Origin of the sequence: Streptomyces gottesmaniae, from assembly GCF_031845845.1 — a bacterium.
GTDB classification, from domain to species: Bacteria; Actinomycetota; Actinomycetes; order Streptomycetales; family Streptomycetaceae; genus Streptomyces; species Streptomyces akebiae.
Map to the genome: position 1 here is coordinate 48,453 of NZ_JAVRFJ010000008.1, position 13,728 is coordinate 62,180.

The window sequence follows — 13,728 nt, forward strand, 5'->3', positions numbered from 1 at the left end:
GTGAGGTCGAACGCGCGCGAGGTGCGCGGTCAGAAGAAGGTCGCCGTGCGGGGGCGCCGCTGACGGGACGGGCGACGGCCGAGGTTGCGGCGGACCCGGCCGGGGAGGGGTTCGGCGAGACCGGCCCGGTAGAGGCCGTAGGCGATCCGTCGGCGCGCGGCGGACTCCAGCTCGTCCCGCAGCGGGCCGTCGCGCAGGACCGCGTCGGGGCCCAGGAGCCCTTCGACGACCGCCAGCGCACCGGCGACGTCCCCGTGGTCCAGGCGCTCGCGCACGCCGGACAGACAGTCCGGTCGACGATGCGCCTCGTCGATGGCCCGCAGACAGGGGAGCGGGGTGCCGGTCAGCGCGACCAGCAGTTCCTCGCGCCGGAGTTCGGCCGGGTCATGATCGAGGGCCACCAGCACGCCGTCGACCAGACCGATCCGGTGGCGCTCTCCCCGGCACTCCACGATCCGCGGCTGCCCCGCCCGGTCCGGCGCCTCGGCGGGCGCCGACGGCAGGTGATCCGGCACCAGCGCCGACGCGACCAGCGGATGCAACCGCTCGACGTCGATCGCACCGGCACGGATCAGCTCCAGGTCGGGCAGTGTCCAGGTCGCGGCGTCGGGCAGCACCGGCAGAGCGCCGAGAGCACCGTCGTCGCCGGACACGGCCGTGATCCGCGGGTCGGGTGACCGGGAGCCGTCGTCCGCGTCCGGGTGGGCGTCCTCGGCCGGGCCCCGGCCCATGAGGGCATCCGTGCCCAGCTCCAGCAGGAGCCGCCGTCGGGCACCGCACCGTACGAGAACGGAGCCGGTGGACCGCCCCTCGGCGCGCAGCAGGATCGCCGCCTCCTCCGCCCACCGCTCGACGGCACAACCGTGCTCCGCCGCCCACGCCCTCAACTCGTCCGACGCCGTCGGCGGCGGCAGCGAAGGGTGCGAGTGTGGATGCGGGTTCGGGTTCGGGTACGGGTTCGAGAACGGGTGCGGGCCCGGCGGTGGTGGCCCGTCGACGGCCTGCCGATCCGCTCCCGAACGGCTCCGCAGCTCGGCGGCGCTGCGCGCGTCCCAGAGATGCCGGTGCAGATCGAACCGGTGGCGACGACTGGGACGTGGATGCGGATGGCCACGGGCGTCGGACCCGGAGCCCTCCCACAACGCGAGACCGATCCGCTGACCGGCGTCGGCCCAGGCCGGCGGAGTGCGGGCGACGAGATGCAGGGGCCCACCCCCTGCCGCGCGGTACCGGGCCAGGGTGAGGGTCAGGCCCGGGCGCAGCAGGCCGTCGGGGGCGATCCTCGGCATGTGCCAACGCAGCAGGTCGGGTGCCAAGTGCCGCAAGTCCGCGCGGACTCGGGACACCAGTTCCGATCCGTGGCGGCCGGCCAGGGAACGCAGGTCGAAGTCGATGTCGACGGCTGCGGCGGCACATGCGCCGGCCCAGTCGCCGGCGGCACGACGGGCGGTCGCAGTCTCGATCATGGAGGGTGGCACGGCGAACTCGCGCACGCGCAACCAGAAGGAAAGCCGGGGATCCCCGTTCGCCACATCGGTGAGCATCAGCACTCACCTTGCGCGGACGGGACCCCCATTCTGCTGAGGGAATGAGTAGTCATCGCGGGGATCGTAACGCCACCCGTCTCGCTCCCGCACCTGTTTTTCGACCTGGTGCACGTGCTCACCCCTGGACGCTCTGGACGGTCCACCGCACGCGCCCCGCCGCGTCGACGCCTCGAACCTCCCCAGTGGTGCGGGCCAGGGCACCGGCGTACGGTCGAACAGTGAACGCGGTGGTGGACGCGACCGTTCACCTCGCCCTGCCTTTGTGACCACGTCATGAGCGATCCGCAGCCGATCTCCCCAGCGCGGACCACCACCTCGGAAGCAGGCGGTGGTGGAAACGCGATGGCGCTGTTCGTCATCGCGTCGTGTCAGTTGATGGTGGTGCTGGACATCACCATCGTGAACATCGCGCTGCCGGACATCCAGCGCTCGCTGGGTTTCTCGACGACGAGCCTGGCATGGGTGGTCAACGCCTACACGCTGACGTTCGGTGGGCTGTTGCTGCTCGGCGGACGAGTCGGCGACATCCTCGGCCGGCGGCGGGTGTTCGTCTTCGGCGTGCTGCTGTTCGTGCTGGCCTCACTGCTCGGCGGTCTCGCCCAGAACGAGGCCCAACTCCTCGCCGCCCGCGCCCTCCAGGGCGTCGGCGGTGCCATCGCGTCCCCGACGGCCCTGGCGCTGATCAGTACGACGTTCCGCGAAGGACCCGAACGCAACCGCGCGTTCGGGGTGTTCGCGGCGGTCTCGGCGGGCGGCGGCGCGATCGGGCTGCTCGCGGGCGGCATCCTCGTGGAGTGGCTGAACTGGCGGTGGGTGCTGTTCGTCAACGTGCCGATCGGACTGCTGATCGCGCTGGCGACGCCCCGCTGGATCAAGGAGTCCGAACGGCACCCGGGCCACTTCGACATCACCGGCGCGCTGACCTCCACGCTGGGCATGGTGCTCCTGGTGTACGGCTTCATCCGGGCCGCGCAGGAGGGCTGGCGGGACGGACTGACGCTGGCGTCGTTCGCCGGCGCCGCCGTGCTGCTCGCGGTGTTCGTCCTGGTGGAGAGGCGGTCCCGGCAGCCGATCACCCCCCTGCACATGTTCGCCGACCGCAACCGCGCCGGCACGTACGGGATCATGCTGTGCCTGGCCGCCGCGATCTTCGGCATGTTCTTCTTCCTGACGCTCTTCACCCAGAACGTCCTGAACTTCAGCCCGCTGGCCACGGGCTTCGCGTTCCTGCCGGTCAGCGCGGTCATCGCGATCGGCGCCGGACTGACCTCACGGTTCCTGCCCGTGTTCGGGCCCAAGCCGTTCATGGTGGTGGGCGCGGTCCTGGCGGCGGCGGGCCTGGGATGGCTCACCCTGACCGACGTCCACTCCACCTACGCCGGCAGCGTGCTCGGCCCGATGCTCGTCTTCAGCCTGGGCATGGGCATGGAGTTCGTCGCCCTGACCCTGATGGCGCTCTCCGACGTCACCCCCGCGGAGACCGGCGCGGCCTCCGGGCTCCTCAACGCCACCCAGCAGGTCGGCGGTTCGCTCGGCCTGTCCATCCTCGTCACGATGTACGGCACGGCCAGCACCAACGAGGCGGAGAAGCAGGTCCCGGACTTCCTCTCCCAGGCGACCCCGGCCGAGCGCCTGGAGTTCGAGCGGACCGGGGAGCTTCCGCCGCCCTGGGCCGACGAGGTGCTCACCGCCGGTGTCTCGGCCGCCTTCGTGATGGCTGCCATCTTCACCGTGATCGCGGCCCTGATCGCCGTACTGGCCATCCAGGTCAGGCCCTCCGACCTGGAGCGGCTGCAGGGCGGGACGGGCACCGGCGCGCCACCCGGGTGAGCGCGGCGCGCCGACGTACGTCAACTCGATGCGCAGGAAGCCCCGTTGAGGGTGAACGCGGTCGGTGCAGGGTTGGTGGAGCCGCGCGTCGCCGTGAAGCCGAGAGTCACCGAACCGGCCGCGGGGATGTTCGCGGTGTACGAGGCCGCGGTGACGGTCACGTCCGCGCCGGCCTGGGTCGCCGTACCACCCCACAGGTGGGAGACGCGCTGGCCGCCGGCGAAGGCCCAGCGGAGGGTCCAGCCGTTGATCGCCGAGGTGCCGGTGTTGCGCAGGACGAGTTCGCCCTGGAAGCCGCCGGACCACTCGCCCGTCACCCGGTAGCCCACGGCGCAGGCCGCCGTGGAACCGCCCGAGGCCGTCGTGAGCGTCACCGTTCCCGACCGGGGCGAGCGGTTGCCGGCCGCGTCGCGGGCGTAGACGGCGAAGGTGTACGAGGTGGCGGGTGTCAGACCCGTGAGCGTGGTGGAGGTACCCGTCGTGGTCGTCGCGCCGGACTCGGCCGTGCCGCTCACGCGGACCACGTCATAGCCGGTGACACCGGTCGCGTCGGTGGCGGCGGCCCAGGTCAGGGTCGCCGACGAGGAGGTCACCCCGGAGGCGGTCGGGGTGCCGGGCGCCGTCGGGGGAGTGGTGTCACCGCCGGAGCCCGAGTAGACCGCGGCCTCCTTCGCCGTGGCGGCGATGCCGTTCGCGCCGTTGAAGAGGCGTTGCCCCCAGCCGGTCAGCTGGTTCGGGTCGAAGCCGGTGACCATGTCCAGATACTCGACTCCGCCGCCGTTGCCGCTCCAGGACCAGCCGAGGTAGCCGATGCCGAGCCGCTGCGCGGTGGCGAGGATGGCGTCCTCGTCGGGGTTGCCGTCGGAGTGGTCGTGCCCGAACTCGCCCACCACCAGGGGGAGTTTCGCGGCGACGAACCGGTTGAGGTAATCGCTCACCTCGGCCGCCGTGTCGAAGACGCCGTACATGTGGATGGAGAAGACCGTGTTGGCGTCCGGGTCGGCGGCGAAGACCGACGCGGCGTTGTCGCGCATCGTGAACGCCCAGTCCTGGCCCCAGTTGGGGGCGTCGACCATGAGGGTGTGGTCGAAACCGGCGGCGCGCAGCTTCTGGATCGCCGCCTTGGTGTCGGCCGTCCAGCCCGCGTAGGCGTTGTTGCCGTAGGGCTCGTTGCCGATGTTGACGATGACGTGATCCTCCTGGCCGGTGAGCGCGCTCTGCACACCGATCCAGTAGTCGGCGGCCCGCGCGAGCGTGACGGCCCCGCTCTGCTCGCCGTATCCCGTCGTGTCGTGCACCTCCAGGACGCAGATGAGCCGGTTGCGCTTGCACTGCGCCACGACGTTCGCCACGTCGGCGGTGTCGTTGCGGGTCCACCGGTCACCGCTGGAGAGGACCACACGCACCGTGTTGGCGCCCTTGGCCTTGATGTGGGCCAGCGCGCCGATCTGGTTCGGGTACCAGGTGTGGGCGTGGTTCACGCCCCGCATCACGAAGTCGTTGCCCGACCGCTCCAGCAACCGGCCGTTCTCGACCCGGAATCCGGCGGGGGCCGCCGGTGCCGCCTGCGCCGGGGGGCCGAGGGCGAACAGGGGAAGCAGCAGGCCGAGGAGGGCCGCGGCGAGTGCGGCGGCGTGTAGGGGGCGTGGGCGGGCCGGGGTGCGTGTACGGGATCTCATGGCGGCTCCAGCGGAGGGGGTGAGGGGGGTGCCGGGGGAGTGCGGGACGGTGGTGAGCGGGCCGTGGCGGGGAGGGGAGGCGGGTGGTGCCGTGGGTGCACCGGGAAGACGAGCGGTGCCGTGGGCTGCACCGCTCGCCGGAGTCCCTCGTCGGGTGGCCGGCGGATCGGGCTGTGCGTCCTCCGCCGGCCCACCGTCACGAGGAGGCGGCCCGGGCCGTGCAGCCGACCGTCGCCGACGGCGTCCCGGCCGTCGTGGACGTCGTCGCGACGAACCCGAACGTGGTGCTCGCGCCCGGCGCGAGCGTGCCGTTCCACGAGGCGTGGGTGACCGTGGCCGTACCGTCGGCCGCCGTGGTCGAGGTCCCGTTCCAGACCTGGGTGAGGCGGGCCCCGGCGGCCGGGACGACGGTCACGGTCCACCCCGCGACGGTCGCCGCGGACGTGTTGGTGACGGTCACCTCGCCCTGGTAGCCGCCCTGCCAGACGTTGGTGGCCCGGAAGGCCGCGGAGCACGTCCGACCGCCACCCGGATCGCCCGGGTCGCCGGGACCACCCGGTACCCCCGCGTCCAGCACCGCGCTCAGCGCCGGATACCAGCGGGCGGCGATCCGTTCGTCGCCGGCCGCGTTCGGATGCACCCCGTCGTAGGTGTCGGTCGCCGTACTGAACCCCGTCCACTGGTCCACCACGGTCACGGGTGAGTCGGGGGTGCTCGTCGTCCGCGCCCAGTCGGGGATCCGAGCGTTGAAGTCGACGACGCGCTGAGCGCAGCCCGTGCAGCCCTCGGGGTTCATGGGGATGAGTTGCGCGACCAGGATCCGCATGTGCGGGTTGGACGCCCGCATCTGCCCGACCAGCTTCGTGTACGCGGCGAGGATGCGGTCCGGGGCGATGCTGCTCCACACGTCGTTCGTGCCGAAGTGCATGACAACGATGTCCGGAAGCGTCGCGGCCAGACGGCCGGGCAGCAGGTCCTGGTCGGCGACCTGGGTCACCAACTCGCCGCCGTGGCCCTCGTTGTCGCCGTCGTGGGCCTGCCCGCAGCCCTGCGTGCCGAGGGTGCCGACGAAGTCGATGTCCGTGTGACCGCTGTTCTGCAGACGGTTCCAGAGCACGGCTCGCCAGCAGCCGGGCGAGCCGGTGATCGAGTCGCCGAGCGGCATGACGCGGACGGGATCCGCGGCCGGGCCGGCCGCGGAGGCGACCGGCGCGAACGTCGGTCCGAAACAGAGGAACAGGGCGGCCAGCAGGCCGAGAAGCGGCAGATGCCGTAAGGGGGAGTGGCGGGTGCTGCGCATGGTGGTCCCTTCCCTGGTGAGATGGGAGCGCTCCCAGCCGAACATGCCACCGTTGTCATTGACGCGTCAAGGTGGTGGACATGACCTCTCGATCGTTCATGCATGGAAACAGATATCACGTGCATGGATATTGACGTGCTCGGGACAATCGCCCTAGCTTCCGGATTGGAAAGCGCTTTCCCCTCACGTCTGTCCGGGAGACGACCCATGCGTCCACAGCGATTCACCGCCTGCGTAGGCCTGTTGAGCGTCCTGGCAGGCGGGCTCCTCGCCCTGTCCGCCCCCGCCGCCCACGCCGCCACCAGCCTCTACGTGGCGACCAACGGCAACGACGGCAACGCCGGCACCCTGGCGGCACCGCTGCGGACCGTGCAGCGCGCCGTGGACCTGGCGCAGGCGGGCGACTCGATCCTCATCCGGGGCGGGACGTACGCGCCGAGCAGCAACATCCAGCTGCTCAAGAGCGGTACGGCGAGTCAGCCGATCAGGATGGGCAACTACAACGGCGAACGGGTCGTCATCGACGGCGAGGGCATGCCGTACACGCCCGGCGCGGTGGGCTCCAGCATCCCGCGGGCCCAGCGGGGCGCGATCCACATCGAGGGGGAGCACTGGCGGCTGAGCGGTCTGGAGATCGTCAACGGGCCGTACGGGATCTTCGGGGTGGACACCAGCGGCAATGTCTTCGAGCGGCTGGTCACCCGGAACAACTACGAGTCCGGGGTGCACATCCAGGGTGCGTCGAGCGGCAACCAGTTCATCAACCTGGACAGCCACGGCAACCGCGACCCCCGCAAGAACGGGGAGAGCGCCGACGGCCTGGCCATCAAGGAGGGCTCAGGGACGGGCAACGTGGTGCGCGGCGCCCGGTTGTGGAACAACTCCGACGACGGGCTGGACTTCTGGGAGTTCCTCTCCCCGGTGACGGTCGAGGGGAGCGTCGCGTACGCCAACGGCTACAACCGCTGGAACCTCCCGAACTACACCGGTGACGGCAACGGTTTCAAGCTGGGCGGCGGCGGTGACGAGGACCTGCCCGCTGCCCACGTGGTGCGGGGCGCCATGGCCTGGGACAACTCCGCCGGTGGCTTCATCGACAACGCCAACCCGGGTGCGCTGGTCGCCGAGCGCTGCACCGCGTGGCGCAACAAGGGCACCGGGTTCGACTTCGCCGACGCCGACGGCACGCTGACGAAGAACCTCTCGGTGGCCAACGGCACGAACGTCTCGCTGGGTGCGAACTCCGGTGGCAGCGGCAACTCCTGGAACATCGGGGGCAGTTGGTCCTTCGTGAGCACCGACCCGGCGACGATCACCGGGCCCAGGGCGGCCGACGGCTCGATCCCGGCCTCGACCTTCCTGCGGCCCGCGAACGGCGCGGACGTCGGGGCGCGACTCTGACGGTTCAGCGCACTGCGGAACCCGGAGGGAGCCGCGAGAACCCCAGGGGTCGCGACACTTCTGAGCGCCGCCCGGTGGGCCCGGCGGCGTTCGGCTCGCTGCCCTGCCGAACGCGCGGGGTGCCCATGACGAGGCGGAGGAGGCGGGTGGCGCGCCGCTGCCGGCCCTCGGGCGATCGGGTGGGAAGTCGGTCCCGGCGAGCGGGAGTCGGCCCGGCCGCGCCCCTCGGTCTGGCTCGACCCTCCGCCTTCCGCGCGCGCCCGCAGGCGAGGCGGTCCTGTCGGCCGAGGCGGAGAGGGAAGCCGTAGCCGTGGTGGCGGCCTGAGTACGTCGGACGGGGCGACTGAGTATGTGGTCAGATGCCCGGCGCCCCGGCCCGGTGATGTCCTGTCGTCATGGACACGCACCCCTCGCGCCCGCGCCCCCTCCGCCAGGTCACCGCCACGGCCGGCGCCACCGGTTCGGCCCTCGCCGTGGTGCTGCTGCCGCTGGTGGTCGGGGCATTGGTGGCGCGGTCGGCCGGCGCCGATCCCATGGCGTCGGTCAACGCCCTGATCGCGGGCGGCGGTGAGCGGGCGAAGCTCTCCCGCAGTCATCTGCCCGTGCTGCGGGGCATGGGCTCGGCGCCCCGCAGGGTGGGAGCGCGGCTGGCCCGCAGACGCCCGCCGGAGGGTCGCCCGGCGGGGCGGCTGCGGGGGCGGCGGCTACTGGCCGGCCGTGAGGACGTACGTGTTGAGGTTCCCGACCGTCGTGAGCGGTGACGGTGATCCCAGCTCGTAGCGGTCCACGGCGAGGTAGTTGGGCTTCTTGCGGGCGGCGGGAGTGCAGAAGTTCTGCGCCCGGTTGCCCAGCTTGGCGTTGTCCGTCTCCGCGGTGCCGCTGATCGTGTAGTCGCGGAAGTGGTTCATCACGAACAGCGGGTGGAAGGCGGCGGAGTCCGTGGTGAGCGGTCTGGCCGTGCCCCAGCGGCTGTGGCAGGACCAGTCGGAACCGCCGAGCCCACCGCCCATGGACCAGTAGTTCTCGACGGTCCACTCCCGCTGGTACATCACACCGAACGTGTCACGGGTGACGTAGCCGGCGGAGGTGTCGCTCGCGCGGGTGCGGTCGCTGAAGATCAGCAGCTGCTTGCCCCGGGCCGCGAGGTCCGCCATCCTCGGCCAGCCGCTCGTCGCCACACCCTCCTGGTCCGGCCGGTACAGCACGTCGGACAGGCCGCTCACGGACCCCAGCGACGACTTCAGCACGTCGGAGGCGGTGTAGTCCTCCAGGAAGACGGTCACGAACTGACCCGGGTTGGCCTTGAGGAAGGTGACCATGTGCTGGAGGTCGGTGGCGAGCGGGACCGGGCTGCTCACCCCGTCACAGCTGTTGTGGCAGAGCATGGCCTGCCCCGACACCGTGTACGCGTCCAGCATGAACCCCCGCACCCCGTCGGTGAGTTGCCGGCTCACGCCGCGCGTCTGGTTCGGGAAGAGGCTGACGGGGAACGACGCGAAGTTGCCGTCGACGCCGTTCGCGTAGGCGTTGTGCGAGGTGAGGAACGAGACCTGGTCGAGTGTGCGCGTGTCGGCGGAGGGCATGGCCGACGTCGCGTAGGAGACCGGTGTGAGGTGCCAGCGGGCGTAGGCGCCGCTCGATCCGAGCTGCACGAGGGAGGGGTCGGAGGACGTACCCGTCAGGTACTGCGAGGTTCCCGGCACGCCGATCGTGTACGTGCTGTTCGCGGCCTCGGCGACCGTCCACGTGGTGCCGTCCGCGCCGCACGCCGCGGTCACCGCCGACGTGCCGGCGCGCCCGAGGCAGATCCCCGACTGGTCGGCGCTGCGCAGCTGGTGGCCACCGGTGACCGCGACGGGCGTCCACTGCTGGTGGTCCTCGTTGCCCTTGGGGTTGTGCGCGGCGACCGTACCGCCGCTGTCCGCCGCGTTGAGGCCGGTGACGGAGTTCTGCAGATACACCGCGTACGTGGGGACCGCCGCGGCGGCGGGGCCCGAGAACGCGACGGGCACGCCCAGGGCGAGCGCGGCGACCGCGCAGAGCGCGCGGGCGCGGACACGACGGCGGGAACGGGGACGGGGACGGGGACGGATCTGACTCACGGGGTTCCTTCCACTCCGGGCGCACCGGGATGATGTCAGAGGCATGACACACCGAGGACCGGGTCGTGCACCAGACCCGGCACAGGAAGACCTCATGAGCGTGAACGCGCCGTTCCGCGGCGGGACTTGAGTCAGCCGCACTCTCTGGTTCGGGATTCAAGCAGTCTTGGGGATTCAGTGGAGAAGATCTGTTTAAATTCTGAAACCCCGTTCGAAGAGAGACCACGCGTGAGTGAACCGACAGCCCCCGTCTGCCCGCAGTGCGGAACCCCCCGGGCGACGGACGGCACCCCGGCCTGTTCCTGCGGCCGCTTCGCGTCGGAGGCTCATCGGGACGTTCGCGCGGCACAGGCCGAGGCCGCGGAGGACTTCGATCCGGTGCGCATACGCCCGTTCGTTCAGGTGGGCGACGCCGGCGAGCCGCAGGCCACACCTCCGACGGGCGAGGTGCCGCCCACGGCCGGTGACGATGGGCAGGCCCGGACCGACGAGCAGGCCGCGCCCGACGAGCAGGCCCTGGTCGACGCGCAGGCCGTGGGCGAGGAACGGGCCCTGTCCGACGAGCGGGACGCGGGCGGTCGGCGGCGGCGCAGGGTGGCGCTGGCCGCAGGGGTGGGGGCCGCCGCGGTCGCCGTCCTGGTGACGGCCGGGATCATCGGCGGCCTCTTCTCGTACGAGGCTCCGTCGCGGGACGGCTCGGGTCCCGACGACATCAGGGCGGGCCTTCCGGAGGCGGCGGAAGCCCAGGAGGCGTCACGGTCGGCGACCCCGTCCCCCACGGGCTCCACGGCGTCCCCGTCCGGCACCGCGACCGCCTCGCCGACGGTGACGACGACCGAGACCGGCGCCACCCCCACCCCGTCGACCAGCATGACCAAGGTCCCCTCCGGCAGCGACGCCACGGTGACGGCGGCCCCCGCGCCGCCCGTCACCGACGGGCCGCCGCCCGTCCTCGGCCTCGGCGACCAGGGCGCGGAGGTCACCGAACTCCAGTTGCGTCTGCGCCAGATCGGCTTCTACAACGGCGGCCCCGACGGCGACTACGACCGTGAGGTCCAGAGCGCGGTCCGCGGCTACCAGCTGACCCGTGTCCTCCTGGAGGACGAGTCGGGCGTGTACGGCGAGGCCACCCGCGCCGCCCTCGAATCGGAGACCTCGGAACCGTGAAGAGCGGGTCCGAGGACGGTCGACGGGTGGCCCCTCCGGTGGTGTCGGGCGTCGGTCGGCCGGGGTGGGGCGCCGGCGCTACCAGTAGTCGGGCAGGTTGTAGCGGTCGGTGTGGGTGGCGTGCCACTCGTGGTTGCCGGCCACCCAGGCGGCGAGGCCGGTGGCGTAGCGCGCGATCGGCGGGGAGGTCGCGGACAGGGCCGCGGACTCCTCCTCGAACGCCTCCATGATCCGGTTGTGGATCTCGACGGCCCGCAGATAGGCGGCCTTCAGCCCGCACCGCTCGTTGGCGGCGATGACGACGGGCAGATTGAGGTGGTCCGGGTCGTTCGACAGCTCCTTGGTGAAGGAGTACAGGTCGTTGACGATCGTGGCCGCGTTCCCGGCGAGCGCGGTGATCCGCTGGACCTCGGGGCGGGCGTAGAGGTGCTCCGGCAGCTCCCAGCCGTCCACGGCGTCGACCACCGACAGACACGGCCGGAAGTTGTTGAACTGCCGCATCACCAGGTACTCCCAGACCTGCGGCATGTGGTCCGTCTCGGCCCAGGCCGCCTCGCCGAGGTAGCCCAGATGCAGCCGGGCGAGGTCGTGCACGAGCCGGTCGGTCTGGCTGGGCGTGGCGAGGGCGGCGTAGTCGCGCAGGGCGAAGTGGTACGACCGCAGCGGACCGTCGGCCCGGACGCCCCGGCGCCACCCCTCCTCCGTCCCCGGCGTGGTGTGCAGCGGGTCGAGCGCCGACTGGGCCATCAGCAGCCGGCCGCCGAGGCCGCGCGGGGAGCCGCCCTTGCCCTCGTCGACCTCGCAGTAGACGTTGTCGACCAGGTGCTCGGCGAGCAGCAACTTCCCGGCGGCCGTGAGGTGTTCGAGGCCGGCACCGCCCGGATGCGCCAGCACGATCGCCCGGCCCAGGCCGAAGCGCGCGAACTGCCCCCGCCACTCGCTGGGGAACAGATCGAGGCGCTCCGCCCAGGACTCCAGCCGACGGTCCACCTCCGCCGCGCGCACCGGATCGGCGGGCACGGCGGGCCGGTGGCGCAGCCCGGGAACCGCGCCCGACCGCCGAACCCGCCGCGCCCGCGCGGGACTCGGCGGCCCCGGCAGCCGCGTGCGCGCCCGACTCGACTGCTCCGGCGCTCCGGCCACTGACGGTTCGTTCATTCCGGCATCCACCCCACCTGCACGTTCTCCAGGATCCCGGCCGCGTCGGGCACCAGGACGGCCATCGAGCAGTAGGCGGTGACCAGATAGCTCATGATCGCGGTGGAGTCGACGCCCATGAACCGCACGTTCAGCGAGGGCTCGTACTCCTCGGGGATACCCGTCTGGTGCAGCCCGACGACACCCTGGTCCTTCTCGCCCGTGCGCAGCGCGATGATGCTCGTGGTGTGCTGCGGGGTGATCGGGATCTTGCTGCACGGCAGGAGCGGCACCCCGCGCCACGCCGGCATCTCGTGGCCTTCGACGTTCACGGTGCCGGGCACCAGGCCACGCCGGTTGCACTGCCGGAAGAACGCCGCGATCGCTTTCGGGTGGGCCAGGTAGAGGCGGGTCTTGCGGCGCATCGACAGGAGTTCGTCCATGTCGTCCGGGGTGGGCGGCCCGGAGAAGGTGCTGATGCGCTGGCCGTAGTCGATGTTGTGCAGGAGCCCGAACTCGCGGTTGTTGACCAGTTCCCACTCCTGGCGTTCGCGGATCTCCTCGATGGTGAGGCGGAGTTGCTGTTCCGTCTGGTCCATCGGGTGGTTGTAGAGGTCCGCGACCCTGGTGTGGACCCGCAACACGGTCTGGGTGAGGGAGAGTTCGTACTCGCGGGGCGCGAGATCGTAGTCGACGAAGCCGCCCGGCAGCGTCAACTCGCCCACATGTCCGGCCTCCAGGGGGACGTCGGCCTCGCCCTTGCGGTTCATGGGCCTGCGCTGCTGCTCGGCGAAGGCGTCGAACTGGGCGGCGAGGGAGGGCGTCCGCTCGACGAACGCCATCAGCAGGTCCCAGTTGAGTGCCAGCACCACCCCGGCCGTGTCGGCCCGTACCGAGCTGAGCCACAGCGGGTCGGCGTGTCCGATGGCCTCGTCGCCCAGCCCGTCGCCGTCGCTGATGACGCCGAGGACCTCCTCCTCGCCGTACTTGCCGGTGGTGTACCGGGTGAACCTGCCGTGCACCACGAGATACGCCTCGGTCACCGGCTGCCCGGCGTCCACCAGCACCTGGCCGGCGCGCACCTCCCGCACCCGGAACCGGGCGGAGATCTCCCTGAGGGCCGGGAGGTCGGAGTAACCGCGCAGCGCCGGGAGCTCGGTCAGGGTCTCCGGGATGACCTTGACGTCGTCGGCGCCGTTCTGGTCGAACTGCACCCGGCCCCGGCCGATCCGCAGCTGCAGACGGCGGTTGACCCGAAACGTGCCGCCCTTGACGTCCACCCACGGCAGCGTCCTGAGCAGCCATCGCGAGGTGATCGCCTGCATCTGCGGTTCGGACTTCGTGGTCGTCGCGAGCTGCCGCGCGGCGCGGGTGCTGAGACTGGTGAAGTGCTGCTCGTCGGCGGGTTCCGGTGCGCTTTCGGAGGAGCTTACGGGGGCGGTCACATTCCCTCCCGAGAGGTGAGCGGATGTGCGTGGACGGACGGGGCGCGCCTGGACAGGGGCGGATCGCCGGATGCTGCCGAGACACGGAACTCGGGTGGCGCGCGTACGACGTGGCCGTGG

General features: G+C 71.7%; 10 protein-coding genes. 4 read left to right on the top strand and 6 right to left on the bottom strand.

The window, feature by feature from the left end:
* Positions 1 to 29: 29 nt before the first annotated feature.
* Positions 30 to 1,544: a hypothetical protein gene (locus RM704_RS11500; RefSeq protein ID WP_192829889.1), complete on the bottom strand. Its 1,515-nt coding sequence runs from the start codon at positions 1,542 to 1,544 to the stop codon at positions 30 to 32.
* A gap of 345 nt (positions 1,545 to 1,889) precedes the next feature.
* Between RM704_RS11500 and RM704_RS11505 the strand changes: the two genes are divergently transcribed.
* Positions 1,890 to 3,377, top strand: coding sequence for an MFS transporter (locus RM704_RS11505; RefSeq protein ID WP_033532695.1), 1,488 nt, complete (start codon positions 1,890 to 1,892; stop codon positions 3,375 to 3,377).
* Between the two features lie 20 nt (positions 3,378 to 3,397).
* On the opposite strand, the gene RM704_RS11510 is transcribed toward RM704_RS11505, so the two are convergent.
* Together RM704_RS11510 and RM704_RS11515 are read right to left on the bottom strand one after the other, a co-directional pair.
* Positions 3,398 to 5,056, bottom strand: coding sequence for a cellulase family glycosylhydrolase (locus RM704_RS11510; protein WP_033532694.1), 1,659 nt, complete (start codon positions 5,054 to 5,056; stop codon positions 3,398 to 3,400).
* Positions 5,057 to 5,252: 196 nt separating this feature from the next.
* The gene (locus RM704_RS11515; protein ID WP_033532713.1) at positions 5,253 to 6,356 is read right to left on the bottom strand and encodes a GDSL-type esterase/lipase family protein; all 1,104 of its coding nucleotides are present in this window, start codon (positions 6,354 to 6,356) and stop codon (positions 5,253 to 5,255) included.
* Positions 6,357 to 6,563: 207 nt separating this feature from the next.
* On the opposite strand from RM704_RS11515, the gene RM704_RS11520 reads away from it, so the two are divergent.
* Together RM704_RS11520 and RM704_RS11525 are read left to right on the top strand one after the other, a co-directional pair.
* A complete protein-coding gene (locus tag RM704_RS11520; RefSeq protein WP_033532693.1) occupies positions 6,564 to 7,757 on the top strand; it encodes a right-handed parallel beta-helix repeat-containing protein in 1,194 nt (397 codons plus the stop codon).
* Between the two features lie 395 nt (positions 7,758 to 8,152).
* Positions 8,153 to 8,518 (top strand): hypothetical protein, encoded by a 366-nt coding sequence (locus RM704_RS11525; RefSeq protein ID WP_192829888.1) that lies wholly within the window; start codon positions 8,153 to 8,155, stop codon positions 8,516 to 8,518.
* On the opposite strand, the gene RM704_RS11530 is transcribed toward RM704_RS11525, so the two are convergent.
* Positions 8,462 to 9,859, bottom strand: a complete 1,398-nt coding sequence (locus tag RM704_RS11530) for a phosphoinositide-specific phospholipase C-related protein (RefSeq protein WP_033532692.1) — start codon at positions 9,857 to 9,859, stop codon at positions 8,462 to 8,464. The genes RM704_RS11525 and RM704_RS11530 overlap by 57 nt on opposite strands.
* A 228-nt stretch (positions 9,860 to 10,087) precedes the next feature.
* Between RM704_RS11530 and RM704_RS11535 the strand changes: the two genes are divergently transcribed.
* Entirely contained in the window at positions 10,088 to 11,026 is a 939-nt protein-coding gene (locus RM704_RS11535) for a peptidoglycan-binding domain-containing protein (RefSeq protein ID WP_033532691.1), read from the top strand.
* 78 nt (positions 11,027 to 11,104) lie between these two features.
* Here RM704_RS11535 and RM704_RS11540 read toward each other — a convergent pair whose 3' ends face one another.
* Together RM704_RS11540 and RM704_RS11545 are read right to left on the bottom strand one after the other, a co-directional pair.
* Positions 11,105 to 12,184, bottom strand: a complete 1,080-nt coding sequence (locus RM704_RS11540) for a family 2 encapsulin nanocompartment cargo protein terpene cyclase (protein WP_052146620.1) — start codon at positions 12,182 to 12,184, stop codon at positions 11,105 to 11,107.
* On the bottom strand, positions 12,181 to 13,608 hold the full coding sequence (locus RM704_RS11545; RefSeq protein WP_033532690.1) for a family 2B encapsulin nanocompartment shell protein: 1,428 nt from the start codon (positions 13,606 to 13,608) through the stop codon (positions 12,181 to 12,183). Before RM704_RS11545 ends, RM704_RS11540 begins: the two co-directional genes overlap by 4 nt.
* Between the last annotated feature and the right edge of the window lie 120 nt (positions 13,609 to 13,728).